Consider the following 26,821-nt stretch of genomic DNA (forward strand, 5'->3'; position numbering starts at 1 on the left):
TTGGGAGAACTGCTTTCATGTCCACCGAGAACTACGAGATGCTGATCGACGGAAAATGGCGCGTCGCGTCCGACGGCGCCACCTTCCCGTCGGTCAACCCGTTCGACGGCCAGGAGTGGGCGCACGTGCCCGCCGCCACGGTCCAGGACGTCGACGACGCGGTCACCGCGGCCCGGCGCGCGTTCGACGAGGGACCGTGGGCGCAGTCGACCCCGTTGCGACGCGCCGCTCTGCTGCGGAAATTCGGCGACCTCATCAAGGAAAACGCCGACGAACTCGCCCGCATCCAGGTGCTCGAAAACGGCAAGCTCATCCGCGAGGTCGCCGGTCAGACCGCCGCGCTGGCCAACCACTGCTACTTCTTCGCGGGCGTGGCCGAAGCTCCGGTGGGGGAGACGCTCGCCAGCAGTGTGCCCAACATGCAGGTGTTCACGGTGCGCGAGCCGATCGGCGTGGTCGCGGCCATCACGCCGTGGAACAGTCCGCTGGCGCTCCTGCTGTGGAAGCTGTGTCCCGCGCTCGCCGCCGGGAACACGGTAGTGGTCAAGCCCTCCGAGGTCACACCGGTGTCCACGTTGGTGCTGGCCAGGCTGATCCAGGAGGCCGGGTTCCCGGACGGGGTCGTCAATGTCGTCACCGGCGCGGGCGAGGCAGGCGCCGCGCTCGCCGGGCACCGCGGCGTCGACAAGATCGCTTTCACCGGATCCACCGCGGTGGGCAAGAAGATCGCGGTGACCGCGGCGGAACGGCTCGCCCGCGTTTCGCTGGAGCTGGGCGGGAAATCCCCGAACATCGTGTTCCCGGACGCCGATCTGGACAACGCGGTCAACGGCGTCGTCGCGGGGATCTTCGCCGCCACCGGGCAGACGTGCATGGCCGGGTCCCGGGTCCTCGTCCACGAGGACGTCCACGACGAGTTCGCCGCCGCGCTGATCGAGCGCACCGAGCGGATCAAACTCGGCGACCCGCTCGACCCGGACACCGAGATGGGCACGGTCGCCTGCCAGGCGCAGTACGACAAGGTGCTGCACTACATCGAGGTCGCCAAGGCTGACGGCGCACATCTGGCGGCAGGCGGCGGCCGGCCCGAGGATCCCGCGCTGAGCAAGGGATTGTTCGTCCGCCCGACCGTGTTCACCGGGGTCGCCAACGACATGCGGATCGCCCGCGAGGAGGTGTTCGGGCCGGTCGCCGTCGTCATCAAGTTCCGGGACGAGGACGACGCCGTCCGCATCGCCAACGACACCGCGTTCGGGCTGGCGGCCGGCGTCTGGACCCGCGACGTCGCCCGCGCGCACCGGATGATCCGCCGCCTGCGCGCGGGCAGCGTCTGGGTGAACAACTACCGCAAGACGAACTACGTGGCCCCGTTCGGCGGGTTCAAGGAAAGCGGCATCGGGCGGGAGAACGGGTTCCACGCGATCGAGGAGTACACCGAGGTCAAAACCGCGTGGATCGACACCGGCAACCGCATCGCCGACCCGTTCAACCCGCGCGCCTGAGCGGCGACCGAGGCCGCGCTGACGAGGGCTCGCCGTCGGCGCGGCTCAGCGGTCGCTCCACCCCCAGAGATAACCCGGAACCTCGTCCGGACTTCCTTCGACGCCGAAATCGCCGCGGTAGAAAATCATCGGCCGGTCTTCGGTTCCGGGGTCGAGTGCGAGCACCCGGCCGAGGACGACGTCGTGGTCTCCCGCGCGGTGCACGGTCTCGATCTCGGCGTGCACGCGCAGCAGAACGCCGGGCAATTCCGGCGTGCCCCAGCGGGAAAGCTCCCAATCCAGTCCTTCGAAGCGAAGCCCGCGGCGGGATCCGAAGCGGGCGCAGAGATCGGCTTGCGGTTCGGCGAGCACGTTGACGCAGAACCGTCCAGCGGAGCGGATGCGCGGCCACGCTCGGCCGCCGCGGTCGGCGCAGAACAGCACCAGCGGCGGTTCCAGCGACACCGACGTGAAGGACTGGCAGGTGAACCCCACCGCCTCGTCGTGGTCGACGCCGGTCACCACGGTGACCCCGCTGGCGAACCGGCTCAGTGCGCGGCGCATCTCCAGCGGGCTCGGTGCTTCGGTGGCTTGCATGACTCGACGGTAAAAGCCGCGGGCGAACCCTGATCCCGGCTCTCTCGGTGACCGGGACTTCCGCCGCGCGCGGGTTCGGCGGCTGGCTAGCTTCGGCGGCATCCCGCACCCACGAGCAAGAGGTCAGCCATGCCGGAACTGAGCCACGACGCGACGCTGCGCGAACTTCGCACCGACCGGGGCGTGCTGCGCTACCACGAAGCAGGCGACGGCCCGCCGGTCGTGCTGCTGCACGGATCCGGTCCCGGCGTCACCGGATGGCAGAACTTCCGCGCGAACCTGCCGTCGTTCGCCGCGCGTTTCCGGTGCCTGATCCTGGAATTCCCCGGCTTCGGCGTGAGCGACCCGGTCGACGCGCCGCCGATGCCCGCCGCCGAACGCGCGGTGCTCGACCTGCTCGACGGGCTCGGCATCGCCGCCGCTGACCTGGTCGGCAACTCCATGGGCGGATTCGTCGCCACCCGCATCGCGATCGAGCATCCGGACCGGGTTCGCCGGCTGGTGACCGTCGGCGGGATGGGCACGAACATCTTCAGCCCGGCGCCGGGCGAGGGCATCAACCTGCTGACCGAGTTCGTCGATGACCCGACGCGCGAGCGGCTCGTGCAGTGGCTGAACTCGATGGTGTTCGACCGCGGCCTGATCACCGAAGAGCTGATCGAGGAGCGGTGGAAGCTGGCTACCGCGCCGGATTCCTTGGCCAGCGCCAAGAAAATGTACGGCAAAGGGGTGCTGCAGGCGCAGGCGGCCGCGGCTTTCGACGTCACCCCGCTGTGGGCGACGCTGCGCAAGATCCGCGCCCGCACGCTCATCACGTGGGGCCGCGACGATCGGGTCAGCCCGCTCGACATGGCGCTGATTCCGATGCGCACCATTCCCCACGCGGAACTGCACATTCTCCCGAACTGCGGCCACTGGACGATGATCGAGCAGAAGGACGCGTGGGAAAGCGCTGTCCTCGCGTTCCTGCTCCGGAAGGACGGCGAGTGATGGTCTGGGACGCCGAATACGACTTCGTCGTCGTCGGCTCGGGCGGCGGCGGGATGACCGCGGCGCTGACCGCCGCGGCGGCCGGGCTGGACGTGCTGGTCGTCGAGAAGGGCGCGATGTACGGCGGTTCCACCGGGATTTCCGGCGGCGGCATCTGGATCCCGAACAACCCGACGCTGCGCGCGGCCGGGCACGACGACAGCCGTGCGTCGATCCGTCGCTACCTCGATCTGCTCACCGAGGGGCGGGTGCCCGCTGAGCGGCTCGACGCGTATGTGGACCACGGTCCGGCGGCGATGGAGCTGCTGGAGAGAAGCAAGTGGCTGCGGTTCTTCTGGGTGAAGGGATACGCCGATTACCACCCGGAGATGGAGGGCGGTCGCCCGCTCGGCCGGTCGGTCGAGGCGAAGCCGTTCGACACCCGGCAGCTCGGCGAGGACGAGCGGTACCAGCGGCCGAACACGATGAAGGGTCCGCTCGGCCTGTGGGTCACCGCGAAGGATTACCACGATCTGGCGATGGTCAAGCGGACTTGGCGCGGCCGGTGGGCGTCGGTGATCGCTGCTTGGCGAGTGTCGTCCAACGTGGTGCGGCGCCGGCATATGGCGACCGGCGGTCGTGCGCTGGTCGCGCGGTTGCGGATGGCGTTGAAGGACGCCGGGGTACCGCTGTGGCTGCGGTCGCCAATGACCGAGCTGGTCGTCGAGGACGGCAGGGTGACCGGCATCGTCGCCGAGCACGACGGCGTGCCGCGGCGGATCCGTGCCCGCCGTGGCGTGCTGCTGGCGACCGGCGGCTTCGAGCACAGCGCTGATCTGCGGAAACGCTATTTGCCGGAAGCCGCGTGGGACGACTACAGCGGCGGTGCGCGCGAGAACGTCGGCGACGGCATCGAGGCCGGGCTGGGCGTCGGGGCGGCCACCGACCTGATGGACGACGCGTGGTGGATGCCGTCCGTGCGGCACCCGTCGGGTGCAGTCGTGCCGCTGGTATCCGAGCGGTCGATCCCGCGTTCGGTCATCGTGTCGGCTGAGGGCACGCGGTTCACCAACGAGTCCGCGCCGTACGTCACCTTCGTGCACGCCCAGCTCGAGGGCGGACACGTGCCCGCCTGGTTCGTCATGGACGCCAAAGCCCGGGCGCGATACCCGTTCGCACAGATTTTGCCGGGCGCGCCGATTCCGGAGCCGTACTACGCGGCGGGCATCGCGCACCGTGCGGACACTCTCGCTGGGCTGGCTGAGAAGACCGGCGTTCCGGCCGACGCATTGACGGAAACGGTGAAGCGGTTCAACGGCTTTGCCCGCGCCGGAGCGGACTCGGACTTCGGCCGCGGGAATTCCGCCTACGACCGGTATTACGGCGATCCGACGCTGCCGAACCCGTGTCTCGACGTGATCGAGCGAGGTCCGTATTACGCGTTCCGCATCGAGGTCGGCGACCTCGGCACCAAGGGCGGCCTGGTGTGCGACGAGAACAGCCGGGTCCTGCGGGAGGACGGCTCGCCGATCGACGGCCTGTACGCCACCGGCAACACGACCGCCGCGGTGATGGGCAACGAATACGCCGGTCCAGGCGCGACGATCGGACCGTCGATCGTCTTCGGCTATCTCGCGGCGCAGCACGCGGCCGCGCGCTCGGCATGAACGCGATGCGCGTGCGGGTGACCGAGGTGGTCCGCGAGACCGCTGACGCGCATTCGCTGGTCCTGGAACCGATCGACGGCAGTTTTTCCTACCTGCCCGGTCAATTTCTCACGGTGCGGATTCCGTCCACTGAGGACAGTGTCGCGCGGTGCTATTCGCTGTGCAGTTCCCCGCATTGCGACGAGCCAGCGAGAATCACGGTGAAGCGCACCGCGGGCGGGTACGGGTCGAATTGGTTGGTGGACAACGCGGTCGAGGGGACTGTGCTGGAGGTGCTGCGGCCATCGGGCACGTTCACGCCGCATTCGCTCGACGCCGACGTGTTGCTGCTCGCTGCCGGAAGCGGGATCACGCCGATGCTGTCGATCCTGAAGTCCTGCCTGCGGGCCGGGTCCGGACACGTGACCCTGGTGTGCGCGAATAGGGACGAGCAGTCGGTGATCTTCCGGGACGACTTGCTGCGGCTGGCGAAGGAGCATCCGGATCGGTTGACCGTGCTGCACTGGCTGGAGTCAGTGCAGGGCTTGCCGACCGAGGCCGGGCTTCGGGCGTTGACCGCGCCGTACCGAGATCGGGAAGCGTTCCTTTGTGGACCGGGCCCGTTCATGGATTTGGCTTCAACGGTCCTTAATGGACTTGGCGTGGAAAGCATTACGGTAGAACGGTTCACGTCGCTCACGGGCGATCCGTTCGCGGCGGTGGAGGTGGACGATAACGGTCCCGCGAGCACGGTGGAGGTCGAGCTTGACGGGGAAACGCGGACCTTGCTTTGGCCACGGGAGAATGCGTTGCTCGATGTCCTCCTGGCCGCTGGTTTGGACGCGCCGTTCTCGTGCCGGGAGGGTGCGTGCAGTGCCTGTGCTTGCGTGCTCGTGAGCGGTGAAGTGGATCTGGCGCACAACGAAGTCCTGGATGACCGGGATCTTGCGGAGGGGTTGATCCTGGCCTGTCAGGCCCGGCCTAGGACGGACGAGGTCAAGGTTACGTACGAGGTTCAGTGAGGTGGGCATGGACCGGTCCGCGATCTCGGCCGCGGCGGCTGAACTCGGCGGCATCGACGTGGTCCTCAATGTCGCCCATCTGACGCGGACTCCCGGTGAGCGGGATCGTGCGAGGGCGGTGCGGCGGCCGTGATTACGCTCACGTCGATTCCGGCCTCATCAGCGCGGGACCTCGTATTCCGGCGGGGATTCCCCTGATCACTTCTGGAAAGGGACCGGCATGGCACTCGACCTGAATCCGGCGAACGGACCTGTTTCCCGCGGGCGGATCATCGCGGTCTGCGCGCTGATCATTCTGCTCTCCGAAATAGCCACGTTCGAAATCCTCATGGTGTATCCGGCGCTGCCCGGGATGGCCGCGCATTTCCGGACCCTCGACGTGGCGCAGGCGGCCTCGGTGGTGACCCTCGCCGGCGCGGTCGTGCTGCCGCTCGCGGGCAAGGCCGCCGACCGCTACGGCAAGAAGCGGATCATCCTCGTGATGGGCGCGATCTTCCTGCTCGGCAGCATCCTCTGCGCGACGACCGACGTGTTCGCCGTCCTGTTGATCGGCCGACTGCTGCAGGGCAGCCTGGTCGGCATCGTGAACATTTCCTACGCACTCGTCCGCGACGTCATCCCGCGCTCGTACGTGCCGATCGCGCTCGGTTCGGTGGTCACCGGGATTGGCATGGGCGCGGTCGCCGGGCCGTTTCTCGCCGGAGCGCTGATCGACAATTTCGGTTTCCGCAGCGTGTTCTGGTTCATGGTCATCTACGTCGGCGTGCTGCTTCCGCTCCACGCGTGGCTGGTGCCGGAAAGCACGGTGCGGGTGAAATCGTCGTTCGACATTCTCGGTGCCATTCTGCTCGGTGCGAGCCTCGGCATTCTGCTCGTGGCGGTCGGCAAAGGCGGGACGTGGGGCTGGGGCTCGACGACCACTGTCGGCGCGTTCGGTCTCGGGGTGCTGCTGCTGGCCGCGTTCGTGCTGCGCGAGCTGAAGGCCAAGGAACCGCTGATCGACCTGCGGGTGCTCGTCGGCCGCAAATTCCTGCCGACGGTGGTCGCGGTCGGGCTGGTGTCGTACATGATGAACGCGCACAGCATCCTCAGCCCGACCATGTTCGAGACGCCGCACATCCCCGGAAACACTTACGGCGTCGGACTTTCCGCGCTGCAACTGGCACTGTGGACGTTCCCGCTCGGCGTCGTCGGCATGGTCGTCGGCCCGCTCGGCGGCTACCTGTCCAAGCGGATCGGCGCGCGGCAGGTGCTGCTCGCGTCCAGCCTGTGCTTCCTCGTGGTGATGTTCCTCGGCTCGCGGATGTTCACCGTGCAGTGGCAGGTCGCGATCACCAGCTTCGTCGCCGGATTCGCGGTCGGGTTCCTGCATTCCTCCAACGCGAACCTGCTGCAGGACGCCCTGCCCGCGCGGCTCGGCGGCGCGGGCAACTGCATCGCGGGCGTGATCGCGATGCTGGCGGCGTCGGCCGCGGTGACGGTGACCGGAGCGATCATGTCCGGGCACGTCCGGATGACGCTGCCCCAGTCGCACGCGGTGATCTACGGCGACGCCGCGTTCACCCAGTCGTACCTGTGGGCGGGTGTCGTCGGCATCGTCGGGGTGGCGATCATCCTGGTGATGAAGCACGGGCGCAAACCCGCGCAGGGCGGGCTGGTCGAGGAAAGCGACACGGCTGCCCGGGTGGCGGTCGCGCAGGCCTGACAGCGGCCATACTGCGTCGCGTGGAGCAAGCGGTGCGGACGGAAGACGGTATCCGGCTTTGGGCGGCGAAGACGGGCGACGGCGAACCGGTCGTCTTCTGTCACGGCGGCCCGGGGTTGTGGGACATGATGGCGGACGTCGCGGCTGACCTTTCGGCAGCCGCGACCGTCTGTCGCTGGGACCAGCGAGGATGCGGCCGGTCGGAGCGGCGGGGACCGTACTCGGTGGAGACGACAGTGACCGATCTCGACACGGTCCGAGCCCATTTCGGCTGGGACCGCGTCGCGCTGCTCGGCCACTCGTGGGGTGCGCAGCTGGCGTTGCGCTACACGCTGGCGCATCCGGATCGCGTGACGAAGCTGGTTTACGTCTCCGGCACCGGAATCGACGACGACTCGACCTGGCACGCGGACTACGAACGCAACCTCCGCAACTCTCTGGGAAACCGCCTGATGCGGTGGGAATCGCTGGCAGCCAAGGACCGCACCGCGGAGGAAGACCGGGAGTACTGCGTCCTGCAGTGGTCAGCGGACTTCGCCGACCGGGAACGCGCTCTGGAACACGCCGAAGTCATGGCTGACCCGTGGTTCGGCGTGAATTTCGAGTGCAACGCGGCGCTGAACCGCGAGCGTTGGCCGGACCTGCGTGGTCAGTGCGAAGGGTTGAAGGTGCCGACCCTGATCGTGGACGGAACAGCGGACATCCGGCCGCGCTCGGCGGTGGACTCGCTGGAACGCGCCTTGCCGGTGGCGTCGCGCGTCCAGTTGCCAGCCGGTCATCTGCCGTGGGTGGAGGACCCGGCTGGCTTCCACGCCGCGGTCAGCGGATTCCTGACGAAAGAAGGGGCGGACTCGGCCTGAGTCCGCCCCTGTCTCCGCGTGAATTACCGCGCCGGGAGCAGCTTTCGCGTTGCCTCGTGCGCGGCGAGCGCCAGTTCGGCACGCGGGAATCCGCTGCGCTTCTCCGCGGTGGCGCGGTTCCCGCCCGCGACCCACACCGGCCCGTCCGCGAGGTGCGCCAGACCCTCCCGCGCGACGTCCTCCGGCTCGGCCACGTTCAGCCCGGGCAGGTCGAACGCCAGCCCGGCCCGCTCCATCGCCGGAGTCCGGGTGACCCCCAGCACCAGCTCGAGGACGTCGACGCCGCGGTCCCGCATCTCCAGCCACAGCCCCTCGGCGAACACCCGGCCGAACGCCTTCACCGCGGAATACACGCTGATCTCCGCCTGCCCGAGATACCCCGCCAGCGAGCCGACCAGCAAGATCCCACCTCGCCCGCGTGCTGCCATCAGCGCGCCGAAGTGATGTGTCAGCGCGAGCTGCGCGGTGATGTTCAGATCGATTACTCCGCGCACCTTCGACAAATCCCCGGTCACGAACTCGTGCCCGTAACTGTTCGCTCCAGCGTTGAAGATCAGCAAACCGACCTCAAGCCCGTCTGTCACTTCCCGGATCGCCGAAAGCGCCTCCGGATCGAGCAGATCCGCTTGCACAGTGCGGACTTCCGCCCCCCGCGCTTCGACCGCGGCCGCAGTTTCCGCCAACGGTTCAGGCTTGCGTGCGATGAGCACCAGATTGATCCCGGCCTCGGCGAGCTGGTGCGCGAACGCCGCGCCAACACCCTCCGAACCGCCCGCGACGACCGCCCACGGCCCGTACTTCTCGTGCGTGCTCATTCGCCAGCCACCGGAATTCCCCCGTCCGCAACCGCCCGGTCAATTGAATCCTGGAGCGCGTGACAGCCGCGGAACAGGTCCTCAGCACAGGCGGATCGTTCGACACAGCGCTCGGAAGCCGTGGTATCCCACTGGATGCTCGTCTGATACCAGCTGCTCTTGCGCACCTTCAGCCAAGCCTCGCACGTTCCGCATCGGACCGGCCGCATCGGCTCGTCCAGCAGCCGGTTGTCGGGGCGGACGGCCATCAGACGCGCTCGCCGGTCCGGCGGCCGAGGTTCTCCTCGACCTCCTTGCGCCACGCGGCATTCGGCTTCGCGGTGTCCAATTCGAACTCGAACCGCTCGGTCATCTCCGGCGTGACGTCCGCGACGTCCACATAGAACTGTTCGTACCAGCGCCGCAGCTGGTAGACCGGACCGTCCTCCTCGCACAGCAACGGGTTCTCGATCCGGGTCTTGTTCTTCCAGATCTGCACGTCCTGCTCGAAGCCGATCCGGATGAAATCGCCCATCTTGCGCGCGGTTTCCTCCGCTTCGGCGCCGGAAAGCTTGTCGGTGCGCTTCACGATGATCCCGTACTGCAGCTTGAACGAATTCGCCGTGACGGGGTAGTGGCAGTTGATGAGGACGGCGTCGATGTCCATGCCCTCGTAGTGATATGTCAGCTCGTCGATCATGAAAGACGGCCCGTAGTACGAGGCGACGGAGGTGTTGCCAAGCGCCTTCGGCTGGCCGTCCTTCGCGGGCGGACGCACGTCCTCCCGTGAAGTCCCGCGCTGCAGCTGGGTGGCGACGTGTCCTTCGAAGATGTTCTTGAAGTAGGTCGGGAAAGCGAAGTGGACGTAGAAGAAGTGCGCCATGTCCACGACGTTGTCGACGACCTCGCGGCAGTTCGTGTCGACGTGCGTTTCGTACCAGGTCCAGTCGGTCCAGTCGGCGCGCGTGGCGCCCTCGATGCGCGGGATGACGACGTCGGCGGGCGGCGGATTGCCCTCCGGGTCGTTCCAGACGAACAACATCTTGTCCTGCACCATCGTCGTCCACGCGGCGGTGCGCGCCCGCAGCGGAACCCGGCGGCTGTAGGGGATCTGCTTGCACCGGCCGTCGCCGCCCCAGCGCCAGTCGTGGAACGGGCAGGCGACCTCGTTGCCCTTCACCGTGCCCTGCGACAGATCGCCGCCCATGTGCCTGCAGTACGCGTCGAGCACGTTGAGCTTGCCGTCCTCGCCGGCGAACACCACGAGCTTCTGCCCGAACGCGGTGATCGGATGCGGCTTGCCGTCGGCGAAGCTCTCGGCCAGCCCGAGACAGTGCCACCCGCGGGCGAACCGCGTGGGCGCCGCGCCGGCCTCGATCACGCGGACCTCGTCCGGTGCCGGCTCCACTGTGGTCATCGTCGGATCTCCTTCCAGTGCCCCGCTTCTGCGAGACTGAACGTAGAACGGCGGGCAGCCCCGAGGCCATTGGCGTCTCGGTGACTGAGAGTCCTTTATGGACGGTCAGTTCCAGGCAGGTTCGGCGGTGCGCAGCCGGACCATCGGGTACAACTCCTGGGTGACCTGCCGCGCGGCGACCACGACGAGCGGTGCGACACGCTCCAGTGCGGTCTGGGCGTCGCCGACGAGAGAGATCGCCGCCTCGGGTCCTTCCGGGCCTCGGATGGCAGCGGCGACGCAAGAGATGTCAGAGAAGCATTCGCCGCGTTCGAAGGCGAGGCCGTTGCGGTCGCGGATCCGGCCGAGTTCGCGGTGCAGCGTCACCATGTCGCAGATCGTGCGGCTGGTCTGGCGGTCGAGCGTCGGCATGACCCGGTCCTCGACCTGTTCGGCGGGCAGCCACGCGAGCATCGCCTTGCCGAGCGCGGTGCACTGCGCGGGCGCGCGGCCGCCGACGCGCGACGGGACGACCGCGGCGAACCGGCCGCCGACCTTGTCGAGATACCGGACGTCGGCGCCGTCGAGGATCGCCAGGTGCGCGACCATCCCGGTGCGCAACTGCAGTTCGTGCAGCACGGCCGCGGTCGCCTCGCGCAGTTCGAGGTGGTTGCCGCCGGTGCCGCCGAGGTTCAGCGCCCGTGCACCGAGCGCGTAGCCGAACGACGAATGCGACAGCCACTGCAGCCGCACGAGCTGGTCGAGGATGCGGTGCGCGGTCGAACGGGGGAGATGGGTCGTGCGCGCGACCTGCTCGAGGGTGAGCCGGGTGCTCGGCGCGTCGAAGGCGTCGAGGATCAGCGTCATCCGCTCGACCATCGACGGCGGCAGGGCGCGGTCCCGCGCGACATCCGTGCCGAGGGAGTCCGTTTCGATCGCGACCACCGTCATGCTGTGCTCCTCGCGGACGAATTGAAATCATTTCTAGTTTTGACGGTAACACGGCGGCCTCCCGGAGCGTCAACACGCGGCGGGTCACGAGTGCGGCACGGCTCCCGATCAGCGGGAGAACGCGCTCGCGCCGGCGCGGCGGCCGGTAGGCATGGCGGCATGGACATCGGCCTCGTGAGCCCCGTGGTGACCCGGCTGCCGGGGGATCCGAACACCTGGGAGGACAGCGCGGGCATCGAAGACCTGGCACGGATCGCGGAGACCGCGGACCGTCTCGGCTTCCATCACCTGACCTGCAGCGAGCACGTCGCGGTGCCGGTGGAGGTGGCGGAGCAGCGCGGCTCGACGTACTGGGATCCGCTCGCGACGTTCGGCTTCCTGGCTGCTCGTACCAGCCGCATCCGGTTGGTCACGCAGGTGCTCGTGCTGGGATATCACCACCCGCTGGAGATCGCGAAGCGCTACGGAACGCTCGACACGGTCAGCGGCGGACGACTCGTGCTCGGCCTGGGCGTCGGATCGCTGCGGGAGGAGTTCGACCTGCTGGGCGCGCCGTTCGAACAGCGCGGCGAGCGGGCCGACGACGCGCTGCGGGCGCTGCGGGCCGCGTTGTCGCAGCGGCTGCCGGAGTACCGCGGACCGCACTACGACTTCGCCGGGATGATCGTCGAACCGCATGCCGTCCAGGCGAAAGTCCCGCTGTGGATCGGCGGCCGAACCAAGCGCTCGCTCCGGCGGGCGGTGGAGCTGGCCGACGGCTGGGTCCCGTTCGGATTGTCGCTGGAAGATCTGCGCCGGATGCTCGGCACGGTCGCGCTGCCGGAGGGCTTCCAGGTCGTGCTGTCGCCCGGACGGCCGCTGGACCCCGGCGCGGGCTCCTGCCGGGAGCGGCTGGCCCGCGTGGTCGAGGCCGGGGCGACGACGGTCAGTGCGCGGATCGCCGCGCACTCGGCCGACCACTACCGCGAGCAGCTCGAAGCGCTCGCCGAGCTAGGAAGCGAGGTCTGAAGTGGACCGGATCGCCCAGTTGGAAGCGCGGCTCGCGCGGCTGGAGGACGAACGCGAGATCAGCAGGCTGATCGCCGCGTACGGTCCGCTCGTCGACGCCGGCGCGGCCGAGGACGTCGCCGCGCTGTGGACCGAAGACGGCGCGTACGACGTCGACGAGATCTACCTCGAAGGCCGGGAACAGCTGGCCCGGATGGTGCGGTCGAGCGCCCACCAAGGCTGGATCTCCGGCGGATGCGCGCACTTCGTCGGCCCGCCGCACGTGACCGTCGACGGCGACACGGCGATCGCAGTCTGCCACTCGCTGATGGTGGTATATCAGGACGACCGCTTTGTCATCCGGCGCGCCACCGCGAACCACTGGGCGCTCGCCCGCACCGACGAGGGCTGGAAGGTCACCCGGCGCACCAACCGGGTTCTCGACGGCCGGGCCGAGTCGCCCGGGCTGCTGCGGCAAGGCGCGTACGGCGAGCCAGCGTTCCGCTGAGCCGGTCCCGGTCACTGGAATCGGCCCGGCGCTCCCCGCCGCGAGCAGGCACAATCACGCCCGCACCGGTGCGAGGAGGGAGACCTTGGATGAGCCTCTCCGCTGATCCTCGGCAGGCACTGACCGCGCCCGGCGGACCGTGCGAACTGCGCACCGAAGAGGTGCTGGGCGTGCCGATGACGGTGTTCGCCCATCGCGCGCGGTCGCTGGGGGAGGTGCTCGCGGCCTCGGCGCGGCACGGTGAACGCGAGTATCTGGTGACGGCTGACCGGCGGATCACCTTCGCCGAACACGCCCGGCAGGTGGCGTCGGTGGCCTGTGCGTTTCGCGACGAGTACGGGATCGGCAAGGGCGACCGGGTCGCGATCGCGGCCGCGAACAGTCCGGAGTGGGTGGTCGCGTTCTGGGCGACCGTGTCATTGGGCGCGATCGCGGTCGGCTACAACGCGTGGTGGTCGCGGCCGGAGCTGGCGTACGCGCTCGGTCATACCCGACCGTCGCTGGTGGTCGCCGACTCGAAGCGGGCCGCGCTGCTGGACGGCGTGCCGGTGCTTACCGTCGAGGAGGACATTCCCCGGCTGGCGCGCCGGGAGGTACCGCTGCCTTCGTGCGTTGTGGCCGAGGACGATCCGGCGGTCATCCTTTACACCAGCGGCACCACCGGACGGCCGAAAGGCGCGGTGCACACGCACCGGAACCTGACGTCGGTGATCGAGTTCCACCGCCTGAACAGCGAAATCGCCCGTGCGCTCGGCGATCCGGCGGAGCCGTCCGCGCGGCGGTACCTGCTCGGGGTGCCTCTGTTCCACATCGCCGGACTGCACAACCTGGTGGTGCCCCGGCTCGCCGACGGCAGCGCGGTCGTGGTGCACCAGGGCGGTTTCGACGCGGAGCGGGTGCTGCGGTTGGTCGAGGCTGAGCGGGTGACGAACTGGGGCGTCGTGCCGACCATGGCGCACCGGCTGCTGGAACACGGCGACCTCGAGCGGTATGATCTTTCTTCGCTGACTGCGTTCACGCTCGGTGCTGCGCCTTCTTCGCCGGCCTTTCAACAACGGCTGCGCGCGGAACTCCCGATAGCGGAACAGGGATTAGTCGACAGTTACGGGCTGACGGAATCGTCCACGGCGATTTCCGTTGCCAATGCGGATGATCTGGCCGCTTTCCCCGGTACTGTCGGGCGTCCCATCGCGACGGTGGAACTGGAGATCCGGGACGCGTTCGGCGAGGTGATGCCGGACGGCAGTGCGGGGGAGATCTGCGTCCGCAGTCCGTTCACGATGCTCGGCTATTGGGAAGACCCCGAGGCCACCGCGGCCGCTATCGACTCCGATCGGTGGCTGCACACCGGGGACATCGGGGTTCTTTCCGAGGGGCTGCTCCGGCTCACCGCACGGCGTTCGGATTTGATCCTGCACGGCGGGGAGAACGTTTATCCGGCCGAGGTGGAGAACGTGCTCGCGGAACACCCGGCGGTGCGGGAATGCATTGTGCTGGGCGTACCGCATGTCGACCTGGGGCAGGAAGTGGCTGCGGTCGTGGTGGTCTCGGCACCGGTCGACGCGGAGGAGCTGCGGGCGTTTGCGGCCGAGCGGGTGGCGTATTACAAGGTCCCGTCGCGGTGGCGGATCGGGACGGAACCGTTGCCGCGCAACGTGACCGGCAAGGTAGTGCGGAACCAGGTGCCGCGGCCCTGATCCCGTTGACCGGGAGCGCACCCGCGCGCTCGCGGGTTCCGCTGGGAGGCTCAGGGCAGCCGGGACCGCACCGTATCCGGACCGGAGAAAGGGAAGCGCCATGACCCATCCCGCTCTTGCCGCCGTCGAGGAACGGTCCGAAGAGATCGCCGCGCTCGGACCGGAAAACGAGCGGCTCGGCCGGCTCGCCGACGAAGCGGCGAAGGTGCTCCGGGAAACCGGCGCGATCAAAATGCTCCAGCCCGCCGATTACGGCGGTGCGGAAGCGCATCCGCGCGAATTCGCGGAAACGGTGATGCGGCTGGCTTCGCTCGACGGTTCGACGGGCTGGGTCGCCGGGATCGTCGGCGTCCACCCGTGGGAAATGGCGCTCTGCGATCGTCGCGTGCAGGAAGAAATCTGGGGTGCGGACAACGACACCTGGATCGCTTCGCCGTATGCGCCGATGGGTGTGCTGAAGCCGGTCGACGGCGGGTATGTCTTCAATGGACGGTGGCAGTTCTCGTCCGGAACCGACCATTGCGACTGGATTTTCCTCGGCGGTTTCCTCGGCGACGCGGACGGCAATGTGGTGCAGCCGCCCCGGAACTACCACGTGATCCTGCCGCGCGCGGACTACGAAATCGTCGAGGACACCTGGGACGTCGTCGGCCTGCGCGGCACGGGCAGCAAGGACATCGTCGTCAAGGACGCGTTCGTCCCGGAGTACCGCGCGGTGCCGTTCAGCCGGATGACCGACGGCAGCGCGCTGCGGGAATCCGGTCGCGCCAACCCGACGTACGGCGTCCCGTTCACGACGATTTTCCCGCTCGGCATCACGTCCGCGGTGATCGGCATCGCGGAAGGTGCGTTGGCCGCGCATCTGGCATATCAACGCACGCGCGTGCAAATCACCGGCACCCGGGTGAAGGACGATCCGTACGTGCTGTACGCGATCAGCGCCGCCGCCGAGGAGATCAAAGCGTCGCGAATCGCCATGCTGGACAACGTTTCCCGGTTCTACGACAAGGCCGCCGCCGGCGAGCCGGCGACGCTCGCGGACCGTGCCGCGTCGCGCCGCACCCAGGTCGCTGCGGCGTGGCGGGCGGTGCGCGCGATGGACGAGGTGGTCGCCCGCAGCGGCGGCAACGGCCTGCGGATGGACAACCCGATCCAGCGGTTCTGGCGCGACGGCCACATGGGCCTGGCGCACGCGATCCACGTGCCCGGTTCGGTGTTCCACGCGTCCGCGCTGACCGACCTCGACGTCGAGCCGCCGCCCGGACCGATGCTGTCCATGATCTGATTTTTTCCCACCCCGCAAGGAGTTTCGCCATGACCGAGATCCGAGGGCTCGGATACCTCCGAGTCCAGAGCCGGGACGTGCCGCGCTGGCGCGAGTTGACCGTGGAGGCGCTGGGCTTCGCCGAGTCGGCCGGCCCGGTCGCCGACGGCCTGTACCTCCGGATGGACGAGCGCGAGGCACGGCTGATCGTGCTGCCCGGCGAGGACGACCGCGTGCTCGCGGTCGGCTGGGAGGTGCGCGACCAGTTCGCGCTGGCCGCCGTCGGGCGCGCGGTGGAGGCGTCCGGTACCGCGGTGAAAGTGTTGTCGGAACAGCAATGCCGCGAACGCCGCGTCGATTCGGCGCTCACCTTCGACGACCCGTCCGGCACCCCGGTCGAGGTGTTCTTCGGCCCGGTCCTCGACCACGACCCGGTGCGGACGAAGTGGACGCAGCAGTTCGTGACCGGCGCGCAGGGCATGGGCCACGTCGTGCTGCCGACGACGAGCTTCGCCGAGGTCGAGACGTTCTACACCGAGGTGCTCGGCTTCCTCCCGCGCGGCGCGGTCGCGATGGGCGGCGCGGCCCCGGACCAGAAACCCCGCCGGGTGCGGTTCATGGGCGTCAACCAGCGCCACCACAGCCTGGCGATCTGCCCGGCCCCGCACGGCGAACCGCCCGGCCTGGTGCACCTGATGGTCGAGGTCGACTCCCTCGACGCGGTCGGCCGAGCCCTGGACGAGGTCGGCAAACGCGGATTCTCGGTGTCCTCGACGCTGGGGCGGCACACGAACGACAAGATGGTCTCGTTCTACGTCCGGGCGCCTGGCGGGTGGGACCTGGAGTACGGGACCGAGGGAATGCTGGTGGACGAGCGGTTCTATACGGCGGAGGAGATCACGCGGGACAGTTATTGGGGGCACGACTGGTCCGGGTCGGAGCAGTTGGCGGCGTTCACTTCGCCGCAGTGAGGGTGGGTGTAGTGGCGATCCCGGTTAGCACCGCGATCGCCACTCACGACCCCTCAGCGCCCCGCAAATCGATGCAGGGCGTCGAGCACAGCAGGCGCGGGCGTATCCGGATGGCCGGCGTCGTGCAGCAGGTGGTCCACTCCGGGCAGCCGCACCCGGCCCGGTCCGCCGACGTGCGCGCGGCGCAGGGCGACGGTCAGCGCATCCGTTGTAGCGCAAGGAACTTGCGCGTCATTCGTGCCACAGGTAAGCAGCACCCTGGTCCCCGGCCGCAGCGCCGCGGCGGTGGCAGGCGGGTAGACGGCGTCGTCGCTGTCCACGAACCGGCCGTTCTGCCCTTGGAAGCCCTGGAACAGCTGCGCGACGGCGGGCGGCAGGCCGGTGGCGTCGACCGGCCGGTGTTCGCGCAGGGCGGTGACGGCGGCGTCGATCGCCGCGTCGACAGTCCGCTGCTGCTCGGGGTCGAGCTGGCCGTGGCGGGCCGCCTCGGCGATCTGGGCGTGCAGCTGCAGCGCGACCAGGTCCAGCAAGCGGAGGGCTTGGGGTTGCAGCAGCACCAGGCCGGCCGGGCGGGGACGGACTGAGCCACCGAGCAGCAGCGCGGTCATCGCGCCTTCGCTGTGCCCGACGACAGTCAGCGCGTGCGGTGCTGTCTCCGGCTGTTCGCGCAACGTCTCGTAGGCGGCTTTCGCCTGACGGACGAACGCCGGATAGTCGAGCGTTTCGGGATGGTCGCGGTAGGCGCCGAGCCCAGTGGCGCCGGTTCCGTACTTGTCGAACCGCAGCGTGACGACCCGGTCGCGGTCGAGCGCATCAGCTACCTGCGCCAGGGTGTTCGGGGACATGCGCGGCTGGTTGCCGTCGCGATCGGTGGGGCCGCTGCCGGGCAGCAGGAGCGCGGCGCGCAAACGTTGGCCGGCTCGGTGCGCGGGAACGTGCAGGGTGCCGTACGTCGGCGTCCCCTCGACGGTGAAGACGATTTCGCGGTCGGCAGCGGGCACGAGATCGGGCACCGCCGCGACGGGGGCGGCCATGGTCAGTGCGACTGCTGCGAGGTGGGAGAGCATCAGCGCAGCGCCTTCTCGACCAGTGCGACGGTCGTGCGCGGGTCGTCGACTTGGAGGACGAGGCGGGCGTAGCGCTCGTCGGCGAGTTCGAGCACGACGGCCTTCGCCGGATCCTTGACGTCCCAGAAGACCTTTTCGCCGTCGAGGTGGAACGTGCCCGCCGTGATCACGCCGGGCACGTGGGCTCCGGGCGCGCGGATCCCCTTGGGGTCGGCGGCGATGCCGGGGTCCGCGGTCGCGCCGCGGACGTTGGCCAGCGGGATGGTCAGGCTGCTCTTGAAGGCCCACAGCTTGTCGAGACCTTCGATCACGACGACGAGGTTGCCGCCGTCGATGGTGACCAATGCCATGTCTTTTCCTTGTCAGTTAAGGGGATCGAGCAGTTGGGCCAGCGCGGTGCCCGGGTCGCCGGGGTCGCCGCGCAAGCGGAGGCCCAGTGCGGCGGACGTGAGGGCGGCGGCCAGTGCGGTGGAAATGCCGAGCGCGTCGGCAATCGCCTGATCGAGCGTGGCCAGCGCCTCGGCGACCTCGGCAGCCGCCTCCTCGTCGGCCGGCGCCCGTTCGACCGCCGCGAGCAGCAGCATGCCGAGGTCAGCCGACGCGACGAGCCGGAGCGCCGTCGCGGCGTCCGGCGCCGCGGCGAGCGCTTCGGCCAGGGGACGGACGTCGTCGGCGAGATGGCGGCGCAGCGCGGCCAGATAGAGGCCGCGCTTGCTGCCGAACGTCTTGTACAAGCTGTTGCGGTGCACGCCGAGGTGCGTGACGAGGTCGTCGACGGACACTCCGTCGTACGCGCGGCCGCCGAACAACCCCACGGCGGCGCGCACCACCTCGTCCTCGTCGAATGCCCTTCGCCTGCCCATGTCCTGACGGTAGCCTTTTGAGGAACGATCAGTCAAGAACGATCGTTCCTTAAAAATTGCGGCTCCGGATCAGCTTCCGGCCCGCGCCACCAGATCGTCGACCGCCCGGGCAGCGAAAGCCATCGCGGTGCCCAACGGAATACCCGGCCCCGGGTAGTAACCGCCGGTCATGGAAGCCGCTGAATTCCCGACCGCGTAAAGGCCTTCCACCGCCGAACCGTCCTCGCGCAGCACCCGGGCGTCCGGATCGGTCACCAGGCCGCCCTTCGTGCCCAGGTCCGACAGCACCAGCCGGGCAGCGCGGAACGGCGGGCGATCTACCGGCACCAGTACCGGATTCGCGAAGTGCCGCGCGTATTCGTCCTCACCCCGGCCGAAATCCGCGTCGTGCCCAGCCTCGGCGAAAGAATTGAAGCGGGCGACCGTCTCCGGCAGCTCCGGAGCATCGATCAGCTTCGCCAGCTCCGCGAGCGTGTCCGCTTCTACCCAGGTGCCGGCCGCCAGATGGTCGTCCGGCCGTCCGCCCGGCAACGCGATCGCGGGCAGCCGTCCGCCCTCGCGGCTGTCGAACACGATGTGCGACGGGATCCGCCGCGCCGGGTCCGCTGCCATCTCACGACCCATCTGGTCGTATGGCAGCGATTCGTTCGCATACCGCCGCCCGTCGCGGTCGACGACGAGTCCGCCGCGGAAGCCGAGCGTGAACGACGCGCCGCCGTCCGGCATCGCGATTCCCGGGCACCACCAGCCCTCGTCCATCAGGTCGACGGCCGCGCCCAGTGCGATCGCCGCCGCCAGGACCTGGCCGCGGTTCGTTTCCGCGGGTGCCATCGACCACGCCGCCGAGCCGGGCACGCCGGACTGTTCCCGCAGGTCCGCGTTCCGCTCGAACCCGCCGGCGCCGATGAGCACGCCGTAGGTCGCCCCGATCCGCCGCGGTCCGACGCCGACGACCCGCCCGTTCTCGACCACCAGCTCGTCGACCGGCGTACTGGTGAAGACGGTGCCGTTGCCGGTCGCGTCGAAGGCCAGCAGCAGCCGGCCGATCAGCGCGCGGCCGCCGTCCAACGGGGCGTCGCGGTGCCCGCGGCCGGCGCGGTCGCGGTCTACCGGCGGACGCACCAGCTCGGCCCGTTCGCCCAGCTCGGACAGCGGCAGGTCGACCGGGACGAACGAGCGTCCGCCAGGGACGCGGCCGGGCCGGTCGAAATAGTCCGGGAACGCCCGCCATTCGAACTCGAGCGCCGGATCCGCCTCCAGCGCCGCGACCAGCTCCGGCGCCTTCGCCAGGAACGCCTCCTGCCGCCCGGTCCGGTCCTCGCCGAGCAGCGCGCGCAGGTACTCGCGCGCGGCGGCGGTGGAATCCGCGACCCCGAACCGCTCCTGGACCTGCGTGCCGGGCAGCCAGCAGGCCGCGCCGGAGTACGCGGAAGTCCCGCCGAGCCGGTCCGCGGCCTCGACCACCGCGGTGCGCAACCCGGCCCAGGCAGCGAGGTACGCGCCGGTCAGCGCGCCCGCGCCGGACCCGACCACCACCACGTCGAACTGGTCGTCGAAAGCCATGAGTCCTCCAAGTCGTCGCGACCCGGCGAGCCAACCGCATCCGCGGCGCGCCGGGGCGCGGTCATCCCACTCACCGGTAGCGGCGGCGCCCGGTGGGAGGATCGTGCGCGAGAATGGCCTGATCACGAGCGGAGGAGTCGCGGTGCCGAGAGTCGCCGAAAACCGGGCGCCGGCCACGCCGAGTTCGCCCGCGCAGCAGGAGCGCTACCGCCGCATCCTGCGAGCGGCCGCGGACCACGGCGCCGAGCACGGCCTCGACCGGATCCAGATGCTCGACGTCGCCCGCGACGCCGGCGTCGCCATCGCCACGCTCTACCGGTACTTCCCGTCCAAGACGGTCCTGTTCACCGCGCTGCTGCACAGCCAGGTCGAGCAGCTGGACCGCAACAGCGTCCCGGTCGAACCCGGCCAGGAACCGGCCGAGGCGGTCGCGCGCGTGTTGGTCGACGCCGCCCGCCGCCTGCTGGAACGGCCGCGGCTCGCGCAGGCGATGCTGCAGTCGAACAACGCGACCGTCGCGGGGGAGTCGCCGAACATGGCCGCGACGGTGGAGTTCGCCGACCTGATCCTGCGCGTCGCCGGGGTGGCCGAGGCGAGCGAGCACGACCGCCGTCTGGTCCGGCTGATCGAGCAGACCTGGTACGGCGTGCTGACGTCCCAGCTGAACGGGCACATCACCGCCGAGGAAGCGGAAGCGGACACGGTGCTGGCTTGCCGGTTGCTGCTGGCGGGGCTGGGCGGGCCGGGTTCTCCCGGTGACCGGGATGGGACCGCCGCGCCGGGCTGAGTCCTCGTAGCGTCGGGGCCGTTCCCGGAACCCCACCTCAGGAGGCCCTCATGCCGCGCACCGTCGTCGTCACCGGAGCGAGTTCGGGGATCGGGGCGGCGCTCAGCGGTCTCCTCGCCGAACGCGGCGACCAGGTCCTCGGCGTCGACCTCGCGGGCAGCGACGTGGACGCGGACCTCTCGACCCCGCACGGCCGCGCCGCTGCCGCCGAGGAGGTCGGCAAGCGCACCGGACAGGTCGACGCCGTGGTGACCTGTGCCGGCACGTCGAACCCCGGCGAAGCCATGGTCACGGTGAACTACTTCGGCAGCACCGAGTTCATCGAAGCCCTGCAGCCGCTGCTCGCGAAATCCGAGGCGCCGCGGGTCGTCCTGGTCGGCTCGATCTCCGGGACCCAGCCGAACGACCCCACCGTGGTCGACGCCTGCCTGCGCGGCGACGAGCAAGCCGCACTGACCGCCGCCCGCGCGGCGATCGCGGACAATCGCGCGCTCCAGCTGTACCCGTCCTCGAAGTCCGCGATCGCGCAATGGGCGCGCCGGACGTCGGTTTCGGCAGGATGGGCCGACGCGGGAATCGCGGTCAACGTGGTCGCGCCCGGCGTGGTCCGGACGCCGATGACCGACGGGCTTTTCGCCGACCCGCAGATGAAAGCCGTGATGGACAAAGCAGTCCCGATGCCGCTGCACGGTTACGCAGCTGCGGAAGACGTCGCGCGTGTCCTGGCGTACTTCGCTGATGCCGCGACCACGCACATCACCGGCCAGGTCGTCTACGTCGACGGCGGTGCCGAGGCGACCCTCCGCCCGGCGGCGCACTACTGATGACGACTTACGCCGAGAACGTCCCGTTGTCGCCCGTTCCGAACGACGACGGCATCGACGCTGCCGTCGCGGCCGCCCGCCGGGTGGTCAGCGCGCTCCTGCACGCGGGTGCGGACAGCGCCGCGCCGATGACCGAGATCGCCCGCGAACTCGACCGGATCGCCGACCAGCTCGAAGAACACGCGCCGGAGCGGCACGACCGGTTCGTCGGAATGTGGGCCGGGCGACCGCGCCACGATCCCGTCACCGGCCCGGAAAACGCGCTCGCCCCGCCGCTGCACTTGCACGGTTTGCCGGACGGCTCGGTCACCGGAACCGTGACGCTCGGCCTGCCTTATCAGGGTCCGCCGGGCTGTGTGCACGGCGGGATTTCCGCGCTGCTGCTGGATCACGCGCTCGGCGTCGCCAACAGCTGGAGGCCGGGGCCGGACGGAATGACCGGCACGCTCAGCGTCCGCTACCACCGGACGACCCCGCTCTTCGAGGAACTGACGATTCGCGCGCGGCAGCAATCCAGCGAGGGCCGCCGGATCCACACCACCGGCGAAATTCTCGCCGGCGGCCAGGTTTGCGTTTCCGCCGACGGCATTTTCGTGGCGAAACACGTCGCGCGACCGGTTGCCCCAGACGAAGGAGGCCGATGAACACGCTCGCGGGCCGGGTGGCCCTGGTGACGGGTGCCGGACAAGGCGTCGGGCAAGGAATCGCGCTGGCGCTGGCAGGGGAGGGGGTGTCGGTCGCGGTTCTCGGGCGTACGCGCACCAAACTGGACGAGACCTGCCGCCTCGTGCGCGAGCGGGGAGCTTCCGCGGAACCGTTCGAGTGCGATGTCGCGGATACTACGGCTATTCCCGGCGTTGTCGACGAGGTTGTTGCGCGGTTCGGCCGGCTGGACATTCTGGTCAACAATGCGTACTCCGGCGCTTTCAGTCCATTGCTAAAAATGAGCGACGAGGATTTCGCGCGCGGTTTCGAGACCGGCCCGTTCGCGGCTTTCGCGTTCATGAAAGCTGCACACCCGCATTTGAAGGCGACCGGTGACGGTTCGATCGTCAACCTGGTCACATCAGCGATGGTACGTTGGGATCCCACCACCTACGGTGCTTACGCCGCAGCGAAACAAGCCTTGCGCTCGCTGTCGCGCACTGCCGCAGTGGAGTGGGCGCGCGACGGGATCCGAGTCAACGCGATCGCGCCGCACGCGTTGTCGCCCGGGTTGAAATGGTGGACCGAGCACAATCCCGAAGAGGCCGAAAAATTCGTCGCGACCATTCCGATGGGCCGGATCGGGGAATGCGAGGAGGACATCGGCCGCGCCGTCGTCGCGCTGGTCGGCTCCGACCTGCGCTACCTGACCGGAGCCACCGTGCCGCTCGACGGCGGCCAAGCCTTCTTCGGCTGAGCCCTTCTGAGGAGACCTCGCTGTGTCCACCCTTTCAGCCCTCGACACCGCCGCCGCCATCCGCCGCGGCGACCTGTCCGCCCGGGAAGCCGCCGAGCAAGCGATCGTCCGCATCGAGGAGGCGAATCCGCAGCTCAACGCCGTCGTCGGCCGTCGCTTCGAAGCCGCGCTCGCGGAAATCGACGCCGGACTCCCGGACGGCCCGCTCACCGGAGTCCCATTCCTGGTCAAGGATCTCGGTGCCGAAATCGCCGGTCTCCCCGCGACCCAGGGCAGCGCGCTCTTCGCCTCTGCGGTGTCCACAGTGGACAGCGAACTGATCCGCCGCTACAAACGCGCCGGTCTGGTCATCCTCGGCACCACCAACACCCCGGAATTCGGCCTCAACGCCAGCACCGAACCGCAACTGCACGGCCCCACCCGAAACCCGCACGACCCGTCCCGCTCACCCGGCGGCTCCAGCGGCGGTTCCGCGGCCGCCGTCGCCGCGGGCTTGGTCCCCGCCGCCCACGCAACCGACGGCGGCGGCTCGATCCGCATCCCGTCGGCCATGTGCGGTTTGGTCGGCCTGAAACCGAGTCGCGGCCGCACCACCGGCGCCCCCGACTCCGGCACCCTCGCCGCCCCAGTCTCCGTCGCCCACGCGGTGACCACGACTGTCCGTGACAGCGCCGCCCTGCTGGACGCGATCGCCGGACCACTCCCGGGTGAAGCCTTCGCCGCCCCGACGTCTCCCGGCACCTTCCTCGACGCGACCCGCCGCACCCCCGGCCGCCTCCGCATCGGCCTCGCCACCCAAGCCCGAACCGGCGTCGACCCGCATCCGGTGTGCCTTGCCGCTGTGCAGCAGACGGCGAAACTGTGCGAGGAACTAGGCCATCACGTCGAGGAAACCGTGGCCCCGTTCGATTTCCCGGACGTCCGCACGACCGGCGGAGTGCTGATGGGCGCGGACCTGGTGGTGATCGTCGAAGACCGGCTGGCCGCCCTGGGCCGCGAACTGCGGCCGGGCGATGTCGAGCCGTTCACCGAGCTGCTGCTGGACCACTACCGGGGCCTGACCGCCAACCAACTCCACCGCGCCCTGCGGCGGGCCCAGGAGATCGGGTGGGAGGTCGGGCAGGTCTTCACCTCCTACGACGTGCTGCTCACGCCGACCCTGCCACTCCCGACTCCGCCGCTGGGCTTGCTGGACACGACGGATCCCGCGTCGATTTATGAGCACGCGGCTGGGTTCTCGGCGTGGACGAGCGTTTTCAACGTGACCGGGATGCCTGCGATCTCACTGCCGCTCGGAAGGGACGACGACGGACTGCCGCTGGGAGTGCAGTTCGCGGCGGACCTGGGGCAGGAGGGGTTGCTGTTGTCGTTGGCGGCGCAGCTGGAGGAAGCGGCTCCCTGGCCGGTCCCTCAGTAGCGGTATGCGGGCGACGCACTGCTTAGCAGCTGCGCCATGATGACGATGATCCCGATCGAGGTCAGGATCGCCCACAGCACGACAATGGTGGCGATGACCAGCGCGTGCCGTCGGATCGCCGCGAGCTGGCCCAGGATCTCCAGGTTGATCCGGTTCGCGTAGTCCGTCGGCCCGTCCGTCTCGGACGCTTCCTTGAGCCGCTCGGCGATCGCGACGGGGCCGGTGAACGCGTCGGGGTGATAGCGGGGGCGCGGCTTGAAATCGGTCATGAGCGGCTTCTCCTCCGGTGAGGCATGAAGAGAAGTCGCCGGGCCCGGCCCCGGCGTTACCGCACTCAAGAGCCCGCCGCTCTCCCGGTCACCGAGATCGTGGGAGCGGGCCAGTCCCTCCGTTTCCTACCGTGGCAGGGTGACTTCCACGACCCCCACTCCGCCCGATCCGCTGGCTCCTGCCCGGCTCGGGCCGGTGCAGTTGCGCAATCGCGTTGTCAAGGCGGCGACCTACGAGGGGCTCAGCCATCACGGCCGGGTCACCCGGGATCTGGTCGATTTCCACGTCGGCTACGCGAAGGGCGGCGTCGGGATGACGACGGTCGCCTACTGCGCGGTCGCCAAGGAAGGCCGCACCGACCGGCATCAGATTTACTGGACCGACGAATCGCTGCCCGGGCTGCGCGTGCTCACCGACGCGGTGCACGCCGAGGGCGCGGCGGTTTCGGCGCAGATCGGGCACGGCGGGCCGGTCGCGAATCCGAAGGGGAACGGGCTGCCCGCGCTCGCGCCGAGCCGGTACTTCCACAAGACGACGCTCAGTTTCGCCCAGGAAATCGACCACGCGGGCATCGAACGCGTCAAACGCGCCCACGCCGACGCGGCCCTGCGCGCCATCGAGTGCGGCTTCGACGCCATCGAGGTCCACTTAGGACACAACTACCTGATCAGTTCCTTCTTGAGCCCGAAACTCAACCATCGCACCGACGAATACGGCGGCTCGCTGGAAAACCGCGCCCGGCTCGCGCGCGACACGATGCGTGCGGTGCGCGACGCCGTCGGCGGCCGGATCGCGGTGATCGTGAAAATGAACATGGACGACGGCGCACCCGGCGGCTTCTGGCTCGACGAGGCGATCCCGGTGACGCAGTGGCTCGAAGCCGACGGCACCTGCGACGCGCTCGAAATGACCGCCGGATCGTCGCTGCTCAACCCGATGTACCTCTTCAAAGGGGACGCGCCGGTCCGCGAGTTCGCGGCGGTGATGCCGCAGCCGCTGAAATTGGGCGTGCAGGCGGTCGGGAAGCATTTCATTCGCGAATATCCTTACCGGGACGCGTTTCTGCTCGAGGACGCGCGGCAGATCCGAGCCGCGGTGAAGCTGCCGATGGTGCTGCTCGGCGGGATCACCGACCGCGCGGCGATGGATTTGGCGATGCGGGAAGGGTTCCAGTACGTCGCGATGGGGCGGGCGTTGCTGCGCGAGCCGGATCTGGTGAATCGCATCGCGGCGGAGCCGGAGACGCCGTCGTTGTGCATCCACTGCAACAAGTGCATGCCGACGAACTTCACCGGGACGCGATGCGTGCTGGTGGACCGGACTACGACCCGGGGTGCGGACTGGGGAAAGCCTGCGGGGTACGTGGGCTGAGCGGTTCGTGAGTGTTCATACCGGTTCTAACCGGTATGAACACTCACGAGGCACCGTTCGGGTTGCCGCCCGGCTGGTCGGCTGCGCGTGGGCCGGGCGGGGGTTGGCGGCTCGTGGGAGGGGCCGTGGTGGTGCGCGGGCTCGGCGAGTGTTGGTGGGCGGGCGGAGTCGCGATGCGGCCAAGACGGGGCCTGGCGGCGCGACGGCAGGGCCGACGCGGGGCGAGGGACGAATCCGTGGTGCGGTCAGGGCAGGGCTGTGGCGGGGTGAGGACGGCCTGTGACGGGGCGAAGGCGGGGCTGTGGCGGGGTGAGGACGGGCTGTGGGGGAGTGAAGACGGGGCTGTAGTGGGGGAGGACTGGCCGTGGTGAGGTGAAGGCGGGGCTGTGACGGGCCGAGGACGGGCAGC

Annotated in this window: 27 protein-coding genes; 18 read left to right on the top strand and 9 right to left on the bottom strand. The window is 69.4% G+C overall.

Annotated features, from left to right (window positions below; all coding sequences use genetic code 11):
* Positions 1-17: 17 nt before the first annotated feature.
* Complete coding sequence (locus WA670_RS37405) at positions 18-1,502, top strand: aldehyde dehydrogenase (protein ID WP_336160992.1); 1,485 nt, start codon at positions 18-20, stop codon at positions 1,500-1,502.
* A 45-nt stretch (positions 1,503-1,547) separates the two neighbouring features.
* Here the strand turns inward: WA670_RS37405 and WA670_RS37410 are convergent, their stop codons facing one another.
* Complete coding sequence (locus tag WA670_RS37410) at positions 1,548-2,078, bottom strand: flavin reductase family protein (protein WP_336160993.1); 531 nt, start codon at positions 2,076-2,078, stop codon at positions 1,548-1,550.
* Between the two features lie 129 nt (positions 2,079-2,207).
* Between WA670_RS37410 and WA670_RS37415 the strand changes: the two genes are divergently transcribed.
* The 6 genes from WA670_RS37415 to WA670_RS37440 all read left to right on the top strand — a co-directional run bounded on the left by WA670_RS37415 (position 2,208) and on the right by WA670_RS37440 (position 8,280).
* The gene (locus WA670_RS37415) at positions 2,208-3,068 is read left to right on the top strand and encodes an alpha/beta fold hydrolase (RefSeq protein ID WP_238605502.1); all 861 of its coding nucleotides are present in this window, start codon (positions 2,208-2,210) and stop codon (positions 3,066-3,068) included.
* Positions 3,068-4,714, top strand: a complete 1,647-nt coding sequence (locus WA670_RS37420) for an FAD-binding protein (protein WP_336161042.1) — start codon at positions 3,068-3,070, stop codon at positions 4,712-4,714. Before WA670_RS37415 ends, WA670_RS37420 begins: the two co-directional genes overlap by 1 nt.
* Complete coding sequence (locus tag WA670_RS37425; RefSeq protein ID WP_336160994.1) at positions 4,711-5,715, top strand: ferredoxin--NADP reductase; 1,005 nt, start codon at positions 4,711-4,713, stop codon at positions 5,713-5,715. Before WA670_RS37420 ends, WA670_RS37425 begins: the two co-directional genes overlap by 4 nt.
* 7 nt (positions 5,716-5,722) lie before the next feature.
* Positions 5,723-5,848: a hypothetical protein gene (locus WA670_RS37430; RefSeq protein ID WP_255807020.1), complete on the top strand. Its 126-nt coding sequence runs from the start codon at positions 5,723-5,725 to the stop codon at positions 5,846-5,848.
* 87 nt (positions 5,849-5,935) lie between these two features.
* Complete coding sequence (locus tag WA670_RS37435; RefSeq protein WP_336160995.1) at positions 5,936-7,420, top strand: MFS transporter; 1,485 nt, start codon at positions 5,936-5,938, stop codon at positions 7,418-7,420.
* A 20-nt stretch (positions 7,421-7,440) separates the two neighbouring features.
* Positions 7,441-8,280: an alpha/beta fold hydrolase gene (locus tag WA670_RS37440; protein ID WP_336160996.1), complete on the top strand. Its 840-nt coding sequence runs from the start codon at positions 7,441-7,443 to the stop codon at positions 8,278-8,280.
* Between the two features lie 23 nt (positions 8,281-8,303).
* On the opposite strand, the gene WA670_RS37445 is transcribed toward WA670_RS37440, so the two are convergent.
* From WA670_RS37445 to WA670_RS37455, 3 genes are all read right to left on the bottom strand, one after another.
* Positions 8,304-9,095 (bottom strand): SDR family NAD(P)-dependent oxidoreductase, encoded by a 792-nt coding sequence (locus tag WA670_RS37445; protein WP_336160997.1) that lies wholly within the window; start codon positions 9,093-9,095, stop codon positions 8,304-8,306.
* A gap of 247 nt (positions 9,096-9,342) precedes the next feature.
* Positions 9,343-10,491, bottom strand: a complete 1,149-nt coding sequence (locus WA670_RS37450) for a Rieske 2Fe-2S domain-containing protein (protein WP_238605507.1) — start codon at positions 10,489-10,491, stop codon at positions 9,343-9,345.
* 105 nt (positions 10,492-10,596) lie between these two features.
* Positions 10,597-11,421 (bottom strand): IclR family transcriptional regulator, encoded by an 825-nt coding sequence (locus WA670_RS37455; RefSeq protein WP_336160998.1) that lies wholly within the window; start codon positions 11,419-11,421, stop codon positions 10,597-10,599.
* 159 nt (positions 11,422-11,580) lie between these two features.
* On the opposite strand from WA670_RS37455, the gene WA670_RS37460 reads away from it, so the two are divergent.
* The 5 genes from WA670_RS37460 (at position 11,581) to WA670_RS37480 (ending at position 16,848) form a co-directional block, all read left to right on the top strand.
* Positions 11,581-12,429 carry an LLM class F420-dependent oxidoreductase gene (locus tag WA670_RS37460; RefSeq protein ID WP_336160999.1) on the top strand — a complete coding sequence of 283 codons (849 nt, stop codon included), beginning with the start codon at positions 11,581-11,583 and terminating at the stop codon, positions 12,427-12,429.
* A 1-nt stretch (position 12,430) separates the two neighbouring features.
* Positions 12,431-12,916 carry a nuclear transport factor 2 family protein gene (locus tag WA670_RS37465; protein WP_134728639.1) on the top strand — a complete coding sequence of 162 codons (486 nt, stop codon included), beginning with the start codon at positions 12,431-12,433 and terminating at the stop codon, positions 12,914-12,916.
* 89 nt (positions 12,917-13,005) lie between these two features.
* Positions 13,006-14,613 carry a class I adenylate-forming enzyme family protein gene (locus tag WA670_RS37470; protein WP_336161000.1) on the top strand — a complete coding sequence of 536 codons (1,608 nt, stop codon included), beginning with the start codon at positions 13,006-13,008 and terminating at the stop codon, positions 14,611-14,613.
* A 100-nt stretch (positions 14,614-14,713) separates the two neighbouring features.
* Complete coding sequence (locus tag WA670_RS37475) at positions 14,714-15,898, top strand: acyl-CoA dehydrogenase family protein (RefSeq protein WP_037812269.1); 1,185 nt, start codon at positions 14,714-14,716, stop codon at positions 15,896-15,898.
* Between the two features lie 29 nt (positions 15,899-15,927).
* On the top strand, positions 15,928-16,848 hold the full coding sequence (locus WA670_RS37480) for a VOC family protein (RefSeq protein WP_134728642.1): 921 nt from the start codon (positions 15,928-15,930) through the stop codon (positions 16,846-16,848).
* Between the two features lie 53 nt (positions 16,849-16,901).
* On the opposite strand, the gene WA670_RS37485 is transcribed toward WA670_RS37480, so the two are convergent.
* The 4 genes from WA670_RS37485 to WA670_RS37500 all read right to left on the bottom strand — a co-directional run bounded on the left by WA670_RS37485 (position 16,902) and on the right by WA670_RS37500 (position 20,341).
* The gene (locus tag WA670_RS37485; RefSeq protein WP_336161001.1) at positions 16,902-17,915 is read right to left on the bottom strand and encodes an alpha/beta hydrolase; all 1,014 of its coding nucleotides are present in this window, start codon (positions 17,913-17,915) and stop codon (positions 16,902-16,904) included.
* Positions 17,915-18,265, bottom strand: a complete 351-nt coding sequence (locus WA670_RS37490; protein WP_037812266.1) for a hypothetical protein — start codon at positions 18,263-18,265, stop codon at positions 17,915-17,917. Before WA670_RS37490 ends, WA670_RS37485 begins: the two co-directional genes overlap by 1 nt.
* A 12-nt stretch (positions 18,266-18,277) precedes the next feature.
* Entirely contained in the window at positions 18,278-18,778 is a 501-nt protein-coding gene (locus WA670_RS37495; RefSeq protein WP_037812265.1) for a TetR/AcrR family transcriptional regulator, read from the bottom strand.
* 69 nt (positions 18,779-18,847) lie between these two features.
* Positions 18,848-20,341, bottom strand: a complete 1,494-nt coding sequence (locus tag WA670_RS37500) for an FAD-binding protein (RefSeq protein WP_336161002.1) — start codon at positions 20,339-20,341, stop codon at positions 18,848-18,850.
* A 142-nt stretch (positions 20,342-20,483) separates the two neighbouring features.
* Here WA670_RS37500 and WA670_RS37505 point away from each other — a divergent pair, with 142 nt between their 5' ends.
* From WA670_RS37505 to WA670_RS37525, 5 genes are read left to right on the top strand one after another with little or no spacing between them, the layout of a single operon-like run.
* Complete coding sequence (locus tag WA670_RS37505) at positions 20,484-21,128, top strand: TetR/AcrR family transcriptional regulator (protein ID WP_051728922.1); 645 nt, start codon at positions 20,484-20,486, stop codon at positions 21,126-21,128.
* Positions 21,129-21,178: 50 nt separating this feature from the next.
* Complete coding sequence (locus tag WA670_RS37510) at positions 21,179-21,952, top strand: SDR family oxidoreductase (protein WP_336161003.1); 774 nt, start codon at positions 21,179-21,181, stop codon at positions 21,950-21,952.
* Positions 21,952-22,596, top strand: a complete 645-nt coding sequence (locus WA670_RS37515) for a PaaI family thioesterase (RefSeq protein ID WP_336161004.1) — start codon at positions 21,952-21,954, stop codon at positions 22,594-22,596. The genes WA670_RS37510 and WA670_RS37515 overlap by 1 nt, the downstream gene beginning before the upstream one ends.
* On the top strand, positions 22,593-23,354 hold the full coding sequence (locus tag WA670_RS37520; RefSeq protein ID WP_336161005.1) for an SDR family NAD(P)-dependent oxidoreductase: 762 nt from the start codon (positions 22,593-22,595) through the stop codon (positions 23,352-23,354). Before WA670_RS37515 ends, WA670_RS37520 begins: the two co-directional genes overlap by 4 nt.
* A gap of 22 nt (positions 23,355-23,376) precedes the next feature.
* A complete protein-coding gene (locus WA670_RS37525) occupies positions 23,377-24,771 on the top strand; it encodes an amidase (protein ID WP_336161006.1) in 1,395 nt (464 codons plus the stop codon).
* On the opposite strand, the gene WA670_RS37530 is transcribed toward WA670_RS37525, so the two are convergent.
* Positions 24,765-25,040, bottom strand: coding sequence for a hypothetical protein (locus WA670_RS37530; protein WP_275295147.1), 276 nt, complete (start codon positions 25,038-25,040; stop codon positions 24,765-24,767). The genes WA670_RS37525 and WA670_RS37530 overlap by 7 nt on opposite strands.
* Positions 25,041-25,179: 139 nt before the next feature.
* Between WA670_RS37530 and WA670_RS37535 the strand changes: the two genes are divergently transcribed.
* Positions 25,180-26,412, top strand: a complete 1,233-nt coding sequence (locus tag WA670_RS37535; protein ID WP_336161007.1) for an NADH:flavin oxidoreductase — start codon at positions 25,180-25,182, stop codon at positions 26,410-26,412.
* Positions 26,413-26,821 lie beyond the last annotated feature (409 nt).

The organism is Amycolatopsis sp. VC5-11, from assembly GCF_037034185.1.
GTDB classification, from domain to species: Bacteria; Actinomycetota; Actinomycetes; order Mycobacteriales; family Pseudonocardiaceae; genus Amycolatopsis; species Amycolatopsis nivea.